The sequence below is a fragment of the Sediminibacterium sp. genome, from assembly GCF_051860225.1.
GTDB lineage: Bacteria > Bacteroidota > Bacteroidia > Chitinophagales > Chitinophagaceae > Sediminibacterium.
Genome location: NZ_JBHYEI010000002.1, coordinates 608794 through 625315, shown reverse-complemented (window position 1 = coordinate 625315; position 16522 = coordinate 608794). Strand labels below are relative to the sequence as shown.

At 36.1% G+C, this 16522-nt stretch carries 18 protein-coding genes; 15 read left to right on the top strand and 3 right to left on the bottom strand.

All coding sequences use genetic code 11. The features are described from left to right. Positions 1-6: 6 nt before the first annotated feature. The gene (locus ACTIEI_RS09710; RefSeq protein WP_439506095.1) at positions 7-1509 is read right to left on the bottom strand and encodes a cryptochrome/photolyase family protein; all 1503 of its coding nucleotides are present in this window, start codon (positions 1507-1509) and stop codon (positions 7-9) included. A 52-nt stretch (positions 1510-1561) separates the two neighbouring features. On the opposite strand from ACTIEI_RS09710, the gene ACTIEI_RS09705 reads away from it, so the two are divergent. From ACTIEI_RS09705 to ACTIEI_RS09645, 13 genes are all read left to right on the top strand, one after another. Then, complete coding sequence (locus ACTIEI_RS09705) at positions 1562-2278, top strand: SDR family oxidoreductase (protein ID WP_439506094.1); 717 nt, start codon at positions 1562-1564, stop codon at positions 2276-2278. A gap of 82 nt (positions 2279-2360) precedes the next feature. Continuing rightward, complete coding sequence (locus ACTIEI_RS09700; protein ID WP_439506093.1) at positions 2361-3548, top strand: proline dehydrogenase family protein; 1188 nt, start codon at positions 2361-2363, stop codon at positions 3546-3548. A gap of 60 nt (positions 3549-3608) precedes the next feature. After that, on the top strand, positions 3609-4268 hold the full coding sequence (locus tag ACTIEI_RS09695) for a hypothetical protein (protein WP_439506092.1): 660 nt from the start codon (positions 3609-3611) through the stop codon (positions 4266-4268). Between the two features lie 72 nt (positions 4269-4340). After that, positions 4341-5135, top strand: a complete 795-nt coding sequence (locus tag ACTIEI_RS09690) for a thymidylate synthase (RefSeq protein ID WP_439506091.1) — start codon at positions 4341-4343, stop codon at positions 5133-5135. A 1-nt stretch (position 5136) separates the two neighbouring features. Further along, on the top strand, positions 5137-5634 hold the full coding sequence (locus ACTIEI_RS09685) for a dihydrofolate reductase (RefSeq protein ID WP_439506090.1): 498 nt from the start codon (positions 5137-5139) through the stop codon (positions 5632-5634). Positions 5635-5636: 2 nt separating this feature from the next. Continuing rightward, a complete protein-coding gene (locus tag ACTIEI_RS09680; RefSeq protein ID WP_439506089.1) occupies positions 5637-6113 on the top strand; it encodes a hypothetical protein in 477 nt (158 codons plus the stop codon). Next, positions 6113-6910, top strand: a complete 798-nt coding sequence (locus tag ACTIEI_RS09675; RefSeq protein WP_439506088.1) for an O-methyltransferase — start codon at positions 6113-6115, stop codon at positions 6908-6910. The genes ACTIEI_RS09680 and ACTIEI_RS09675 overlap by 1 nt, the downstream gene beginning before the upstream one ends. Before the next feature lie 17 nt (positions 6911-6927). Then, positions 6928-8055, top strand: a complete 1128-nt coding sequence (locus ACTIEI_RS09670; RefSeq protein WP_439506087.1) for an NAD(P) transhydrogenase subunit alpha — start codon at positions 6928-6930, stop codon at positions 8053-8055. Positions 8056-8064: 9 nt separating this feature from the next. Further along, positions 8065-8373, top strand: a complete 309-nt coding sequence (locus tag ACTIEI_RS09665) for an NAD(P) transhydrogenase subunit alpha (protein WP_439506086.1) — start codon at positions 8065-8067, stop codon at positions 8371-8373. Between the two features lies 1 nt (position 8374). After that, entirely contained in the window at positions 8375-9802 is a 1428-nt protein-coding gene (locus ACTIEI_RS09660; protein ID WP_439506085.1) for an NAD(P)(+) transhydrogenase (Re/Si-specific) subunit beta, read from the top strand. Positions 9803-9804: 2 nt separating this feature from the next. Next, on the top strand, positions 9805-11160 hold the full coding sequence (locus ACTIEI_RS09655; RefSeq protein ID WP_439506084.1) for a methyltransferase RsmF C-terminal domain-like protein: 1356 nt from the start codon (positions 9805-9807) through the stop codon (positions 11158-11160). Next, positions 11139-12320, top strand: a complete 1182-nt coding sequence (locus ACTIEI_RS09650; protein WP_439506083.1) for a LysM peptidoglycan-binding domain-containing protein — start codon at positions 11139-11141, stop codon at positions 12318-12320. Before ACTIEI_RS09655 ends, ACTIEI_RS09650 begins: the two co-directional genes overlap by 22 nt. 1 nt (position 12321) lies before the next feature. Next, positions 12322-13053, top strand: coding sequence for a rhodanese-like domain-containing protein (locus ACTIEI_RS09645; protein ID WP_439506082.1), 732 nt, complete (start codon positions 12322-12324; stop codon positions 13051-13053). A gap of 9 nt (positions 13054-13062) precedes the next feature. On the opposite strand, the gene fmt is transcribed toward ACTIEI_RS09645, so the two are convergent. Continuing rightward, complete coding sequence (gene fmt / locus ACTIEI_RS09640; protein ID WP_439506081.1) at positions 13063-13974, bottom strand: methionyl-tRNA formyltransferase; 912 nt, start codon at positions 13972-13974, stop codon at positions 13063-13065. A gap of 71 nt (positions 13975-14045) precedes the next feature. Between fmt and ACTIEI_RS09635 the strand changes: the two genes are divergently transcribed. Beyond that, on the top strand, positions 14046-14501 hold the full coding sequence (locus tag ACTIEI_RS09635) for an FKBP-type peptidyl-prolyl cis-trans isomerase (protein ID WP_439506080.1): 456 nt from the start codon (positions 14046-14048) through the stop codon (positions 14499-14501). A gap of 108 nt (positions 14502-14609) precedes the next feature. Here the strand turns inward: ACTIEI_RS09635 and ACTIEI_RS09630 are convergent, their stop codons facing one another. Further along, positions 14610-15161, bottom strand: coding sequence for a hypothetical protein (locus ACTIEI_RS09630; RefSeq protein WP_439506079.1), 552 nt, complete (start codon positions 15159-15161; stop codon positions 14610-14612). 88 nt (positions 15162-15249) lie between these two features. On the opposite strand from ACTIEI_RS09630, the gene pepT reads away from it, so the two are divergent. Beyond that, positions 15250-16512, top strand: a complete 1263-nt coding sequence (gene pepT, locus ACTIEI_RS09625; RefSeq protein WP_439506078.1) for a peptidase T — start codon at positions 15250-15252, stop codon at positions 16510-16512. Positions 16513-16522 lie beyond the last annotated feature (10 nt).

Sequence of the window (16522 nt, the reverse complement as noted above, 5' to 3'; positions counted from 1 at the left end):
ATTTGATTACTTATCTAGTGTTTCTAAATATTTTTCTGCATTGCTTAAGTGCAGTTGTTGCTTGTTTTCAGGCATTTTATCAAAAGTTTTTACCAACATACCCAAACGTGGGTTTTGTAAAAAGAATGATCGATGCACATGCATAAATCTCCAGAAAAGCCCATCCCAGGTTTCCTGCCATTCTCCTTTTGGATAATTGCTCATTTTTAAAATGTAGTTGCTACCACTGATATATGGCTTGGTGGTCATTAGTCCACCATCAGCAAATTGTGTCATCCCATATACATTGGGAACCATTACCCAATCATATGCATCTACATACATTTCCATGAACCACTGGTAAACCTGGTCGGGATCAAACTCGCAGAGCAACATAAAATTGCCGATAATCATTAGTCGTTCTATATGATGATTGTATCCTGTCTTTTGTAATTTTTGTATCGCATCATCTAATGGAATGATTCCTGTATTTCCTGTGTAAAATGAGGCAGGAATTTTCCGTTTAAATCCCCAATAGTTACGGGTTCTTTGTTGGCTGCCTGCTCTTGCATAAACTTGATAAATAAATTCTCTCCAACCAATGATTTGCCGTATAAATCCTTCTAAAGAGTTGAGTGGAATATTTTTTTTTGTAGCGTAATGTAAAGTTTCATTTAATACTTCTTCTGGTGTTAATAATCCTATATTGATTAACGGGCTTAATACACTGTGATGTAAAATAGACTCTCCAGCTATCATTGCATCTTCGTAAGTACCAAATTCTTGGAATCGATTATTCAAAAACTGAATCAACCAATCATGAGCTGCTTCGAAACTGATTGGATAATATCCTTTTTTATCCTTCTGCATAAATGGTGCATCTTTTATGCCTGGGTTATTCGGAAAATGTTTGATGATATAATGCTTAGCGGCTATAATCAACTCATTTTCATCAGCAAATTGACAATCTGGCGACTTTTTATTTTTTGGAAATTTTTCTCTGTTTTCAGCATCAAAAGTCCATTTTCCGCCAATAGGTTGCATAGCATCATTCACTAATATTTTTCTTGATTTTCTTTGCCAAGTATAAAAATCAGTTTGAAAATATTTGTTCTTCTTTTCAAAAAAAGTATCTGTTGCTGAAAGAGTATTTAAAAACCCTGGACTATCAAATACTTCTAACTGAATAGTATATTTTTCGCAAGTTTTTGTTAGTCTTTTAAACAGCCAATTGTCAGTGGGGTCTACCACTCGAATAACTGATATATCCTTTTTTGCCAAGTAGGGAACTAATTCGATTATATTGGAAATAGGCGATATTGTTTCTATGTAATGTGTTTGATAACCTTTACTATCTAAATAATTTCTGTATTGCTGCATACTAGCCCTGTGTAACAACAGTTTTTGAAAGTGAAAAGGATACTGTTGAAAAAAAAGCCATTCTTCTACTATATATACTGGAACCGAAGGCTCTAATGCCGAATGGTTTTTAAATAATTGATGTGGAAAGACAATACTTACAGCGCTCATAAAATCAATTACAACAAAATGCTTTGCCCATTGTTGTACTTAAAACGAATAAATGGAATCTTTAAAAGGACGTGTAGTATTATTAGCAGGAGCAACAGGTGGTGTAGGCGCTCAAGTTGCAAAACAATTAAGTGTGAGTGGCGCTATTGTTTTTATCACTGGTCGTAATACAGAAAAGTTGGCAGAAGTTGCCCAGCAAGCGGGTATCCCTGAAAGTCGTTGTTTTCAAATGGACATAGCAGACGAAGTTTCCGTAAATGCAACTGTTGCTCAAGTTTTGGCTCAAACTCCAGTAATTCATATTCTGATTAATGCTGCGGGTATTGGAGTTATAAAATCGATGGATACACTTACCAGCAATGAATTTGAGCGTACTTTGCAAGTTAATTTAATGGGGGCTTTTTATTTGGTTAAAGCGGTATTGCCCAATATGAAAGAGCAGAAGAAGGGGCTAATCATCAATATCCCAGGGGTATTGGGTAAGGTACCAATGGCTGGTGCAGCAGCGTATAGTGCTAGCAAATATGGTTTAGTTGGAATGATGCAAAGCATTCGGGAAGAATTAAAAAGGACGGAAATTAGAATAACTAATATTTTCTTAGGTGGGATTGACTCTGCATTCTGGGATAATATTGACCTAAGGGTGCAGCGGGATAAAATGATTGTAGCAGAAGAAGCAGCTAAAGCCATTTGGTTTCTTTGCCAGCAACCTGCTAGTGGTGTAGTTAGTGAAATGGTATTACAACCTTTCAATCATCAAGCCATTTAATAATAATTTTGCTGGAATTTTAGCAAAATGGTGCTTACTTAACCATGGAGTACCGATATTTGCTGAACGAACAACCGTTAGTATGAACATTTCCTTCGACAATACACAAAATGCCTTTGAATACAAGTCTGACAAAGAATTAAAAGGGGCTAAATTTTTATTTAAAACCATGGAATTTCCATGGTTTGTAAAATTAGGTACTACGCTTACACCCTTTATCATGAAAACAGGCTTGCCAATGGTAAATGGGTTAATTAGAAAAACCATTTTCAAGCAATTTGTAGGCGGAGAAACATTAGAAGAAACTGCTGAAGTAGGCAATATTCTTGGGAAATATAGTATACAAGTTATTCTTGATTATGGTGTTGAAGGAAAAGAATCTGAGGAAAGTTTTGATCATGCAACTGAGGAATTTATTCGAGTAGTTAATTATGCTGCAACCCAAACGAATATTCCATTCATTAGTATTAAGGTAACAGGGTTAGCTAGATTTGCTTTATTGCAAACCTTAAATGAAGCACCTAGATTAAGAAGTGGGATACATGATCATGAGGAAGAAGTAGCCGAATGGGATCGAGTACGCGAAAGAATGTACACGATATGTGAAATTGCAGCAGAGAAAAATATTGGAGTTTTAATTGATGCAGAAGAGAGCTGGATTCAAGATCCAATCGATCGATTGTGCATGGAAATGATGGAAGTGTTCAATAAAGAGAAAGTAATTGTTTATAATACCATTCAGTTGTATAGACACGATCGATTACACTTTTTGCAATTGAGTTATCAAATTGCGAAACAACAACAATTTAAATTAGGAATTAAATTGGTGAGAGGGGCTTATATGGAAAAAGAGCGCGAAAGAGCTTTGCAGATGAGTTATGAATCACCTATTCAAGCAACCAAAGAAGCTACAGATGGTGATTTTAATGCGGCGGTAAAATTTTGTTTTGAGCATCTGAATGATATTTCGGTCATTATTGCTTCGCACAATGAAAAGAGTAATTTATTAGCGGCAGAAATTATGCATAATAAAAACTTGCCTCATAATCACTCCCATGTACATTTTTCTCAGTTATATGGAATGAGTGATAATATTACATTTAATTTAGCCAAAGAGGGATTTAACGTGAGCAAGTATTTACCATTTGGTCCCATTAAAGATGTAATTCCATATTTAATGCGCAGAGCAAAAGAAAACTCAAGTGTTGCTGGCCAAACCGGACGTGAATTATCTTTAATCAAAAAGGAATTAGATAGAAGAAAGGGTTAATTTTTATTTGAATGGTGCAACAGTTTTATTCTTCATAGACTCTTATGTAAAAAAATGTTTATGAAGAAAGGATGGATGCTTTTGTTATCATCGGCTATTACTTGTTTTAGCTTTGCTCAAACCGAAAAACCAACTTACCAGCATTTCAATAAGGGGAAATCGTTTTTGGGCATAGGTATTTCACCAGTTTACTCGGATATGATGGGGTCTTATACCGATATCTCTATTACAAAAGGAAATACGAATCTTGGTATCCTATTAGCTCCAATGTATGGAAAATTTGTTCAACAGAATTGGATGATTGGAGTGATGGGTATTGCAGGGGCCCATACAGAACGCAGAAATTACGAAACCTACCCAATGGTGATTGGACCGGGTCCAGGAATACCACCTCCCATGCAAGTAAAAGAAATGATCAATAACTTTGATTTAGGTATTACACCAATCACTCGTTATTATCTGAGCTTTAATAAACGAAATTCAGTAGCTTTTTTTATGCAAGCAGCTTTGCCAGCAGTGTATAGTACTTATAGTAATGTCCAAAAATATAGTTTTAGTGGGGGAGCAAATAGTGAGATAAGAAGCAGCTTTAACCAATTTTCTTTGCGTGGTAGCATTGGTTTTGGGTTAAGTGTTCAAGGCAAATTTGGCAGCTTCGATACCCATGTAAGTAATATGGGTTGGTTTTTGAGCTTTAATAAATTGATTCAAAAAAAGTAGCGGAATAATCACAATTTCTGCACAGCACTATTAATGGCCGCAAAATGCGGCCATTTCGTTGTTAATTTGTGTATGCAACAGTATCATGATTTATTAAAACATATTTTAGCCAACGGGGTAGCAAAAACGGATCGAACTGGTACAGGCACAATCAGTTGCTTTGGTTATCAAATGCGCTTTGATTTAGCAAAAGGATTCCCGTTAGTAACTACCAAAAAATTGCACTTAAAAAGTATTATTTACGAATTACTTTGGTTTTTAAAGGGGGATACCAATACTAAATACTTAACCGATCATGGGGTGAGCATTTGGAATGAATGGGCTAATGAAAACGGTGATTTAGGACCAGTATATGGTAAACAATGGCGCAGTTGGGAAGGGGCAGATGGAAAAGTAATCGATCAAATTGCAGATGTTTTATATCAATTAAAACATAACCCCGACAGTAGAAGAATGATTGTAAGCGCTTGGAATGTAGGAGAACTTGCTCAAATGGCATTAATGCCTTGTCATAGTTTATTTCAATTTTATGTAGCGGATGGCAAATTGAGTTGTCAACTATATCAACGCAGTGCTGATGTTTTTCTAGGGGTGCCTTTTAATATTGCATCTTATGCATTGCTAACGATGATGATGGCCCAAGTAACTGGTTTGCAATATGGAGATTTTGTTCACAGTTTTGGAGATGTACATATTTACAATAATCATTTAGAGCAAGTGAATTTACAGTTGAGTAGGGAGCCTTACCCTTTACCAATTATGAAATTAAATCCAACCGTTACTAATATTTTTGATTTTGATTTTGCTGATTTTACTTTGGAAAATTATCAGTGCCATCCCGCAATAAAAGCACCAGTTGCTGTATAATATGATTATATCAATAATAGTTGCCGCTTCTAATAATAATGCCATTGGGTTGAATAATCAATTGCTCTGGCATTTGCCTAATGATATGAAATTCTTTAAGCAAACCACTTGGGCAATGCCTGTCATTATGGGAAGAAAAACCTTTGAATCTTTGTCGGGTAAGCCATTGAACGGGCGACTGAATATTGTAGTGACTCGGCAAGCCGATTGGAAAGCAAGTGGTGTTCAGAAAGCTTCCTCTTTAGAAGATGCCTTGCGCATTGCTTCAGAAAATGATTATAAAGAATCTTTTATCATTGGAGGTGGCGAAATTTACGCAGCTGCATTACCCTATGCACATAAAATTTATTTAACAAGAGTGGATACTATTATTGAAGGGGATACTTTTTTTCCAGCATTAGATACCGATCTTTGGCAACTTACTATGGACGACGCCAAAGAAGCAGATGCTAAACACCCTCATGCATATCGTTTTCAGTGTTGGCAAAAGCATTCATAATTATGCAACTTATTCCCTTTCTCTATTTATTATTCATTCCATTTCTAGGAATTGCATCTGTTGTATATAAAAACAATTTTAGAAGCTTATATAGTAAAAGCATTTTACAGGTAATGAATATTTTATTACTGATTTATGCGCTCTATCAAATACGGGTGTTGATTGGATTAATACAATTTTTACGGTCCATTAACAGTGGTCAACCCATTAACCAATTCTGGTTAAATTATATAGATGATTCGGTATTAAGCGTTATTTTTTCTATCATTCTTCCTCTGTGTTTTGCCATTCCTTTTTTTAGGAAGAGCTTATGGTTTAGCTTAGGCGTAATGGTTTATTATTTAGATATTACCGAATTGCCCGATTTCGAATTGATTAATTTGGTATTGAAATTCGCTCATTTTCTAAGTTGGTTTTCATTCGTATATGCGCTGTTTTGGTTAAAGAAATGGCTTCCCATAAATCAAATTCAACTATAATGTATTCACCTATTCAGCTTGGTTTGCGTTATATGCATTATTGGATAAAGTCGTCCAATGCAAAGGGACATGGCGTACACTCTCCTTTTGTATTTGAATTAATTGATAAAGTATTTACCGATGATAGAAATTTTTATGTTTATCCATTAATTGAAGCCGCTAGAGAAGAGCTTAAGTACAATAATACAATAATTACTGTAGCTGATTTTGGGGCAGGTTCTCGATTAAATGTAACCAGCTCTAGAACCATTTCTTCTATTGCAAAATCTGCATTAAAGCCTAAAAAATTTGGGCAATTATTATTTAGGCTGGTTAATCACTTTGCTCCTAAAACGATTTTAGAGTTAGGTACTTCATTGGGAATAACAACTAGTTATTTGGCTGCTGCTAATAATCATTCTCGAGTTATAACAATGGAGGGTGCACCCGAAATTGCGCAACAAGCTCATCGTCATTTTCAGCATATTGGCTTACATAATATTGAACAAGTAGTGGGTAATTTCGACGATACACTAGACAATGTACTGCACAAAAATCAAACGCTTGATTTCGTTTTTATTGATGGTAATCATAGATACGAACCTACCCTACGTTACTTTAACATGATGAAACCCTGCTTGCATGAGCACTCTGTATTAATTTTCGATGATATTCACTGGAGTAAAGAAATGGAACAAGCTTGGGCAGCAATCAAAGAGGACGAAACTGTTACTTTAACGATTGATTTATTTTTTATCGGCTTGGTTTTTTTTAGGAAAGAACAAAAAGAAAAGCAGCATTTTATTGTTCAGTTTTAATGAATTAACTTACATACATGATAATTGGCATCCTGAAAGAACCTATAGGAGAAAATAGAGTGGCAATGTTGCCTGAACAGCTGGCCTTATTGGTTAAGCAAGGAATTGAAGTGATGGTTGAAATGGATGCTGGTGTTCGAGCATTTGCAAATAATGACTCTTACACTGAGGTAGGGGCAAAAATTACAGATAGAAATTCTCTTTTATCTTCTGCCAATATTTTATTATGCTATTGGAGCATACCTAATGAAGATTTATTAAAGATGCAAAAAGGGGCTGTTCTAATAGGTGTTTTTCAGCCATTATTTAATTATTCATTAATGAATGAATGGGCAGCTAAAGGGGTTACTGTTTTTAGTTTAGATATGATACCTAGAACAACGCGAGCACAATCTATGGATGTATTGAGCAGTCAGGCCAATATCGCAGGGTATAAGGCAGTACTAAAAGCAGCCGATTTGTTACCTCGTTATTTTCCTATGTTCATGACCGCTGCTGGAAGTATTCCCCCAGCAAAACTAATGGTATTGGGTGCTGGCGTTGCGGGTCTGCAAGCCGTTGCAACTGCTAAACGTTTAGGTGCAGTGGTAGAAGTATCCGATACTCGAGCTGCTGTAAAAGAGGAAGTGATGAGTTTAGGTGCTAAGTTTATTGAAGTAGATGGTGCAGCTGACGTTTCAGCAGCTGGTGGATATGCGGTAGAGCAAACACCTGAATTTAAGCAAAAGCAAAAAGAAAGATTAGCCCTATCGGTTGCTAAATCAGATGTGATTATTGCAACTGCTCAATTGCAAGGCAAGCCCGCTCCATTATTGATAGATGAAAGCATGCTTAAATTAATGAAACCTGGTGCTGTTGTAGTTGATTTAGCAGCAGCAACAGGGGGGAATGTTTTTGGAGTTCAAAACAATGCAATCATTCAATTGCATGGAGTTACTTTAGTAGGTAATAGTCAACTGGCATCAGACATGCCAGCTGATGCTAGTAAAGTGTATGGTAAAAATGTGTTTAATTTCTTACAATTGATTTTGACTAAAGAAGGACAAATCAATTTGAATTTTGAAGACGATATCGTAAAAGGTTGTTGCATGGCACACGATGGTGCAGTTGTAAACGATCGCATTCAATCTTTACTTGCATCCTAAATAAATTGTATGAATACTTTTTTAGCATATATAAATGAACATATTGAAATTATATACATTGTTATCTTATCTATTTTTTTAGGTATAGAGGTAATTGGTCGTGTGCCTAGTGTGTTACATACCCCATTAATGAGCGGAGCTAATGCAATACACGGAGTAGTAATCATTGGAGCCATTATTGTGATGGGGGAAGTTGAACCAGATGATATCGTAGCATTGATTATTGGATTTTTAGCAGTTGTGTTGGGTACTTTAAATGTAGTTGGCGGATTTGTTGTTACCGATAGAATGTTGGAAATGTTTAAGAAGAAAAAATAAGATGGAAATAAATTTGCTTACACTCTGTTATTTATTAGGCTCTGTCAGTTTTATTGTAGGGCTTAAAATGCTATCACATCCTGCTACAGCCAGAAAGGGAAATTGGGTGGCCGCAGCAGGTATGGCTATTGCCATACTAGGAACCATTTTTTTATATAGTAAAGATGGCGTTAAGCTTGGGAATTATGGATGGATTTTTGGTGGATTGGCGGTAGGTACTATAGCCGGAACCCTTGCTGCTAAAAAAGTAAAAATGACTTCCATGCCAGAAATGGTCAGCTTATTTAATGGAATGGGAGGGGCATGTGCAGCATTAATTTCAATTATTGAATTTCAACATTTAACTCATCCACTATTTACAGATAATGATTTGTATGCTGCACCAGGAAGTTTAGATGGAGCTACTTTGCTCATCATTTTTGCAGGTTTAATTATTGGCACAATTTCTTTTGCAGGCAGTATGATTGCTTGGGGGAAACTCAATGGTTCAGTAAAAGATTTTGCTTTTAATGGACAGCAGATGGCTAATAATATTTTACTGTTGGCCATTATTGGAGTTGCTACTTATTTGACTTACAATATTACCATTACCAATTATTATTGGTTTTACATTATAACTGTCGCAGCTGTTTTATATGGTGTATTATTTGTTTTGCCAATCGGGGGAGCAGATATGCCGGTAGTGATTTCACTCTTAAATTCTTTCACAGGCGTCGCAGCTGCTTGTGGTGGATTTTTATATGATAACCAAGTCATGCTGACTGGCGGAATATTGGTTGGTGCTGCAGGCACGCTTTTAACTATTTTGATGTGCAAGGCAATGAATAGAAGTTTAATGAACGTTTTACTTGGTTCATTTGGAGCTTCTTCAAAAGGGGAACAACAAGCCGTTACTGGAAGCTTTAAAGAGATTTCTATTAGTGATGCTGCTGTTTGTATGAGTTATGCAACTAAAGTGATGATTGTTCCTGGGTATGGACTAGCTGTTGCGCAAGCGCAACATATTTGTCATGAATTAGAACAATTATTAGAAGAAAAAGGGGTAGAAGTAAAATATGCCATTCATCCAGTGGCCGGTAGAATGCCTGGCCATATGAATGTTTTATTAGCTGAAGCAGATGTGAACTATGATGCATTATTAGAAATGGAGGATGCCAATAACGAATTTAAAACAACCGATGTAGTGTTGATTTTAGGAGCCAATGATGTTGTAAATCCAGCCGCCAAAACCGATCCAGCCTCACCTATTTATGGTATGCCTATTTTAGAAGTTGAGCAGGCTAAAACAGTTATTGTAAATAAACGCAGTATGAAGCCCGGTTATGCAGGCATTGAAAATGCTTTGTTTTTTCAGCCAAAGACATCCATGTTATTTGGTGATGCTAAAGCAGCATTGCAAAAATTAGTTGCAGAAATAAAAGCTATATAATAGTGGATTTACCTAAGCAATTAATAGATTCATTAGCAAATGTGAAAGGCTTTGATAAAGCAGCATTTGAAGCAATACATGCATCGGGGGAACAAGTAACAAGTATCCGTTTAAATCCATTCAAACCCAGTCTTGCTTTAGAAACAATTAAAGATGGTCCAGTGCCTTGGTGTCAGGATGCATTTTATTTAAAAGAACGGCCCTCTTTTACAATGGATCCCTTGTTTCATGCAGGTGCGTATTATGTACAGGAAGCCAGTTCTATGTTTTTAGCGCATACAATCAATCAATTAATTCCAGGTACGAAAAAAGGGCTTAAAATATTAGACTTATGTGCAGCTCCAGGAGGTAAGACAACTTTATTGGCATCTGTTTTTAGTGAAGGGATGGTAGTTAGTAATGAAGTCATTAAATCTAGAGCAGCCATCTTGGTAGAAAATGTAATTAAGTGGGGTTTGCCTAATATGGTGGTAACTAATAATGACCCAGAACATTTTAAAGATTTTACTGGTTATTTTGATGTTATTGTAGTAGATGCTCCTTGTAGTGGAAGCGGATTATTTAGAAAAGATAAGCAGGCTATAGAAGAATGGAGTGAGCAAAATGTGGTGCATTGTAGTCAAAGGCAGGAAAGAATTTTGTCTGCAATTTTACCTTGTTTAAAACAGGGTGGATTTTTAATTTATTCAACTTGTTCTTATTCAGTTCAGGAAGATGAAGCAATTGCAGATTGGTTGGTAAAAGATTTTCAATTAGCATCTTGCTCAATCAACATTCAATCGTCTTGGAATATCATTGCAACTCAATCGCCTCAACATCATGCATGGGGATATCGTTTTTATCCTAATTTGTTAAAAGGGGAAGGTTTTTTCTTAGCAGCATTTAAACAAACACATAATGGTTTTAGTCATTTAAAAGAGGCTTCTTTAACCACGCTTTCCAAAACCGAAATGTTGGCTCTATCGCCATTTATTCAAAATGAGGTTGATGCGACTTATTTTAAACAAAATAATTCTATAAGAAGGGTACCTGCTCAATTTTTTACTACTATTCAAGAATTGGCTTCAAGGTTATATATCAAAAAAGCCGGAATAGAAATTGGTGAATTTAAGGGGAAAGACCTTATTCCTTCTCATGAGTGGGCAGTTTCTACATTACCTAAAAATGGGATAGCTTTTTTAGAAGTAAATAAAGAACAAGCATTATTATTTTTAAAAAGAGCTAGTTTTACCCCTAGTCAAGTTACGCTAGGCTGGAATTGGGTGGTATACGAGGGGGTCGTTCTTGGGTTAGTTAAAGTTTTACCCAATCGAATCAATAATTATTATCCTGCAGAATGGAGAATATTAAAAGATTAACTTTGCAGTCTATTTTTAAAGTCATGTACCTGAAGAAATATTTATTTTTTGTTGTAGTAGGTTTTATCAATGTTGTAAATGCCCAAGAAAAATTAGTTGCGATGGGCGTGACTGGAAACATTTACATCCAGCATACGGTAAAAGGAAAAGAAACGCTTTCCATATTGAGTAGAATATATGGAGCTACTCCCAAGCAAATTGCAGCATATAATAAAATAAATCCTAATTCGGTTTTGTCAATGGGGGTTAAAATAAGAATCCCATTAACCCAAGAAAATCTTGTTCAAGAGCAAGAGTTTGCTTCTAGTGAACGAGTTTATCATATTGCGGGAAAAGGAGAGAACTTATTTAGAATAAGTCAACGATATTTTAAAGTTCCTATAGCTCAACTACGCGAGTGGAATCAGCTTAGTGCTGATGCTGTTGCATATGGTCAAGAGCTAGTTGTAGGTTATATCGGCGGAGTAAAATTAGCTGCAATGAGAGCAGATGCGTCTTCCTCCCCTAATGCTGTTTCGCCCAATACTCAAGTTTTTGTTAAACCTCCAGTGATTGGCAAGCCTGTAGTCGAAGAAATACCGCCATTAAAAGATCCGAATATTATGGATGCAACGGTAGATGGGGTTCGAGAGTTAAAAAATGGGGTAATGAAACCTTTAACTGAATCCGATAAGTTTTTTGCAAAAGTAGCTGCAGATAAAGCAAAAAAAGAAGCTGAAGCTGCAGCCAATATTGTTCCCCCACCAGTTCCTGTTGAACAATTTAAACAATCTAATCAACCCCCTCCAACGGAATATCGTATAAATGATGATAATATAAATTATACTCCTAAATCTAATGACGAGGGATATTTTGGACAAATATTTGCAACTGATCAAACAGAAAAAAATAAAATTAATAAGGCAGGCGATGTCGGAATATTTAAGTCGGTTAGTGGCTTTTCAGATCGCAAGTTTTATGCATTGTTAAATGATGTTTTACCTGGTACAATAGTTAGAATTACTACAGCTGATAATCGATCGGTATGCGCAAGAGTATTAGGCCCAGTTCCTGAAATTAAAGGGGCCCCTGCATTATTGATGCGGGTAAGCAATGCAACAGCAGCTGCCTTAGGTAAATCGGATACTCCATTTTCTGTAAACATAACTTATTTGCAATAGTATGAAAATCACTTTTTTTAGTTTGGTGCTTTTATTTACAGTGGTGGCATGTAATTCAGCACCTAGTGAATCAGCCGTTTCCGCTGAATCGAATGAAGTAATTCAATTGGGTGGATCTATTTCAGTAACTGCTTTTGAACAAAAAATGAAACTCCCTGGTATTCAAATATTGGATGTTAGAACTGCTGGAGAATACCAAGGAGGGCATTTTAATAATGCTTTACAAGCCAATTGGCTAGATCAACGAGAATTTGCAGACAGGGTGCAACATATCGATAAAGCTAAACCAGTATTGGTTTATTGTGCATCTGGCGTTCGAAGTGCAGAAGCAATGAATTGGATGAAGGAAAATGGATTTAAAGAGGTAAGTAACTTAAAAGGGGGGATCTCTGCATGGCGAATGGAGGGTAAGCCCCTAGAATCAAAAGCAACTCGTGCTGAAATGAGCATGGCTGCATTTAATGCTAGTACAAAATCTGGAACCATTTTAGTAGATATAGGTGCAGAATGGTGCCCACCATGTGTTAAGATGGAACCAGTATTACAACAATTACAAAAAGAAAAAAGTGCACATTTTAGTTTGGTGAAAGTAGATGGTGGAATTGATATTGAAGTGATGAAGCAGTTGCGTTCTGAAGGATTGCCTACATTTATCGTGTTTAAAAATGGAAAAGAGACTTGGCGTAAACAAGGAATTGTAGACTATGCTACATTGGCTGCTGCTATCCAATAGTGAATAGGGTTAAGCTAATTTATATCCTCTAAGAAAATCAGCAACAGGCATTCTTTTTTTTCCTTCTAGTTGCAGGTCTAAAATATGTAAGTATCCATTTACACAGCTAAACTTTAAAAAAGTTTTGTGGTCAGTAAAGGGCTTTCCTAATTCGAAAGAATGTGGGGCTATCTCTTTTTTGCTTTTATAAATTTTTAAAATTTTCCCATCTAAGTGGGTAATGGCACCTGGGAATTCAGCTAATCCCCTAACCAAATTGTGAATTTGTTCAACCTCCTGATCCCATTGTATAGTGCAGTCTTTCGTAAAAATTTTAGGGGCATGCTTGGTATCTGCTGATATCACTTGAGGAGTTTCTTGAATAGTCCCTGAATTTAATTGGTGCAATGTTTTTACCAATAAATTAGCCCCAATAATTTTCATTCTATCATGTACTTCTGTGGCTGTTTCATTGTCCCCTATTGGCATGGATTCTTGTAATAAAATATCTCCGGTATCTATTTCATGTTTTAGTTTGAATGTAGTAACCCCTGTTTGTTTTTCTCCATTAATTACAGCCCAGTTAATTGGAGCAGCACCGCGATATTGAGGCAATAATGAACCGTGTACATTTAAGGTTCCCATTTTTGGCATATTCCACACAATTTCTGGCAACATTCTAAATGCCACTACAATTTGAATATCTGCATTAAGCTCTTTTAATGATTCGATAAATTGGGGGTCTTTTAATTTTATTGGCTGTAGAACCGGAATACCCTTTTCAATCGCATATCTTTTTACTGCACTTTCTGTTAATTTAAGCCCCCTTCCGGCAGGTTTGTCAGGAGCTGTAACTACCGAGACTACATTGAAACCATTTGAAACCAATGCATCTAACGATGCAACCGCGAAATCAGGGGTGCCCATAAAAACAATACGCATGACCAAAATATTTGGGTTCAAAGGTAATATTAAGCGCGAAGGATAGTACTTTTGCCCCTTAATAATAATTTATGCAACAAGCAAAAAAAGGTGATAAGGTAAAAGTGCATTATCACGGAAAGTTAACCAACGGCAATACTTTTGATTCATCAGAAGGCAGAGAACCATTAGAGTTTGAAATTGGAAGCGGTATGGTAATTGCCGGTTTTGATGATGGTGTAACAGGAATGGTCATTGGTGAAAAGAAAACCATCAATATCCCTGCTGACCAAGCTTATGGTCCTAAGCAAGAAGAAATGATTATGGAATTTCCTAAAGATAGATTTCCAGCAGATATGGTACCAGAAGTTGGTATGCAATTGAATATGAGCAATGGATCTGGTCAGAATTTCCCTGTAATCATCGTTGAAGTAAAAGAGGCAGTTGTTGTTTTAGATGCCAATCATCCTTTAGCAGGTGAAGAATTGGTATTCGATTTAGAGTTAGTAGCTATTGATGGACCTAAATCTATTATCATTACCCCTTAATAATTTTCTGAATACTACTGAATTCTTATAGGTTTAGTAAGAACTTTATAGAAATAGACCGGCTAGCCGGTCTATTTTGTTTTTGTATGTTTCAGTATAAAAACTCCTTTACTTCGGGCTTCTATTCATCCACCAACCCAGCCAAATGCCCACCAGTCCCCAGCTTACTATAGCATCTATTAAATAAGCTCGGATATCAAATATTGGATACCAAATATGTCCTGTATAGCTACTATTCAAATAAACAATTAGTCCAATAAAAACGGAGGATGTAAAAGTGGTAGTGAAATTATTGCTGGCTAATTTTCCAAGAATCCAGCACAATAACCAAATGATAAACATATTTGCAACCAACCCCCTCACCATATTCATACCCATATTGTATTCTAAAGAATGATGAAATTGAATGCTGGCCCAAGGTTTCCCAATATTAGCAGTTGCTAATTTTTCCATATCTTCAAATGAGGTTCCAGAAGGTGCAGAGGGTAAGTAATAGCCTCCCTCTTTATCTAGATTGGTTTTCAGCATCTGTAAGATGCTATCTTGATTGGGTGTGTACTGCTGTGAAGCACTGTGTAAATTTAATGCAGTCCAAGACAAGAACTGCCACATGAATAATACGATTCCACCTATTAACACAGCTATTATTGTTTTTTTCATTTGGAGGGTATTTAGTTTTTACAATATAAAAACTGAAATCTATAAATGCAATAGATGGGGTAACAAATATTAACTTGCGATAAAAACAATGCGTGCTTTAACTAACTATAGTGTTGCAGAAAGATTAATTCGTTATGTACAAATTGATACACAGAGTGATCCACAGAGTATTAGTTTCCCTTCCACCCAAAAGCAGAAGCTTCTAGGCGAATTATTAGTCAAAGAATTACAAGCGTTACAAGTTGAAGATGCTCATATGGATGAGTTTGGTTATGTATATGCTACCATTCCATCCAATACGATTAAGCCAATTCCTGCAATTTGTTTTTGTGCACATATGGATACTGCCCCTGATTGTAGCGGAACACATGTCAAACCTTTATTACATAAATCTTATGATGGATTACCCATTGTTTTGCCTGATGATCCATCTATCGTTATTGAACCCAAAGATTTTCCCTATTTAAAGCAGCATATTGGAAAAGATATTATTACTGCCAGTGGTAAAACTTTGCTGGGTGCAGATGATAAAGCTGGTGTTTCAATTATCATGAATTTTGTTGAATACATTGTGAAGAATTCAACTATTCCACATGGCACCATTAAAATTTTGTTTACGCCCGACGAAGAAGTTGGAAGAGGAACTGATAAATTAGATTTAAACAAATTAGGCGCAGAATTTGCCTATACCTTAGATGGGGGAGAATTAGGTACGTTTGAAGACGAAACATTTAGCGCTAATGGCTTCACGGTTAATATTGAAGGTGTTATTGCACATCCGGGATATGCAAAAGGTAAAATGGTTAATGCCTTAAAAGTTGCTGCGGCAATTTTAGACCAATTGCCTAAAGCAATTTTGGCTCCTGAAGTAACTGAAAAGAAACAAGGGTTTGTTCACCCTATAAGGGTAGACGGATTAGCTGAGAAAGCCACTATTGAATTTATTATTCGTGATTTTGAAACAGCCAAATTGGCTGAACACCAAGCCTGTATAATACAGATTGCACATCAAGTAATTAATCAATTTCCTGGAGCAAGTGTTTCTTTTACCGAAGTAGAGCAATATAGAAATATGAAGGAAGTAATTGACCTTTATCCTTTCATCAGTGCATTTGCTGAAGAAGCTTATAAGAAATGTGGACTATCCTTTATTAAAGAACCAATTAGGGGAGGCACAGATGGGAGTAGACTCAGTTTTATGGGATTGCCCTGTCCAAATATATTCACTGGTATGCAAGCCATTCATAGTAAGAAAGAATGGGTAGGAGTTGCTGATATGGAACGTGCTGTAGATGTATTGATCCAGTTGGTTCAAGTATGGGAAGAAAAGGGAGCTAATCTGACCAAATAGATATTATCTT

What these genes read in the sequence shown, in the direction of transcription:
- ACTIEI_RS09710 (WP_439506095.1), bottom strand. Translation starts at nt 1,509, where the DNA reads ATGAGCGCTGTAAGTATTGTCTTTCCACATCAATTATTTAAAAACCAT.
- ACTIEI_RS09705 (WP_439506094.1), top strand. Translation starts at nt 1,562, where the DNA reads ATGGAATCTTTAAAAGGACGTGTAGTATTATTAGCAGGAGCAACAGGT.
- ACTIEI_RS09700 (WP_439506093.1), top strand. Translation starts at nt 2,361, where the DNA reads ATGAACATTTCCTTCGACAATACACAAAATGCCTTTGAATACAAGTCT.
- ACTIEI_RS09695 (WP_439506092.1), top strand. Translation starts at nt 3,609, where the DNA reads ATGAAGAAAGGATGGATGCTTTTGTTATCATCGGCTATTACTTGTTTT.
- ACTIEI_RS09690 (WP_439506091.1), top strand. Translation starts at nt 4,341, where the DNA reads ATGCAACAGTATCATGATTTATTAAAACATATTTTAGCCAACGGGGTA.
- ACTIEI_RS09685 (WP_439506090.1), top strand. Translation starts at nt 5,137, where the DNA reads ATGATTATATCAATAATAGTTGCCGCTTCTAATAATAATGCCATTGGG.
- ACTIEI_RS09680 (WP_439506089.1), top strand. Translation starts at nt 5,637, where the DNA reads ATGCAACTTATTCCCTTTCTCTATTTATTATTCATTCCATTTCTAGGA.
- ACTIEI_RS09675 (WP_439506088.1), top strand. Translation starts at nt 6,113, where the DNA reads ATGTATTCACCTATTCAGCTTGGTTTGCGTTATATGCATTATTGGATA.
- ACTIEI_RS09670 (WP_439506087.1), top strand. Translation starts at nt 6,928, where the DNA reads ATGATAATTGGCATCCTGAAAGAACCTATAGGAGAAAATAGAGTGGCA.
- ACTIEI_RS09665 (WP_439506086.1), top strand. Translation starts at nt 8,065, where the DNA reads ATGAATACTTTTTTAGCATATATAAATGAACATATTGAAATTATATAC.
- ACTIEI_RS09660 (WP_439506085.1), top strand. Translation starts at nt 8,375, where the DNA reads ATGGAAATAAATTTGCTTACACTCTGTTATTTATTAGGCTCTGTCAGT.
- ACTIEI_RS09650 (WP_439506083.1), top strand. Translation starts at nt 11,139, where the DNA reads ATGGAGAATATTAAAAGATTAACTTTGCAGTCTATTTTTAAAGTCATG.
- ACTIEI_RS09645 (WP_439506082.1), top strand. Translation starts at nt 12,322, where the DNA reads ATGAAAATCACTTTTTTTAGTTTGGTGCTTTTATTTACAGTGGTGGCA.
- fmt (WP_439506081.1), bottom strand. Translation starts at nt 13,974, where the DNA reads ATGCGTATTGTTTTTATGGGCACCCCTGATTTCGCGGTTGCATCGTTA.
- ACTIEI_RS09635 (WP_439506080.1), top strand. Translation starts at nt 14,046, where the DNA reads ATGCAACAAGCAAAAAAAGGTGATAAGGTAAAAGTGCATTATCACGGA.
- ACTIEI_RS09630 (WP_439506079.1), bottom strand. Translation starts at nt 15,161, where the DNA reads ATGAAAAAAACAATAATAGCTGTGTTAATAGGTGGAATCGTATTATTC.
- pepT (WP_439506078.1), top strand. Translation starts at nt 15,250, where the DNA reads ATGCGTGCTTTAACTAACTATAGTGTTGCAGAAAGATTAATTCGTTAT.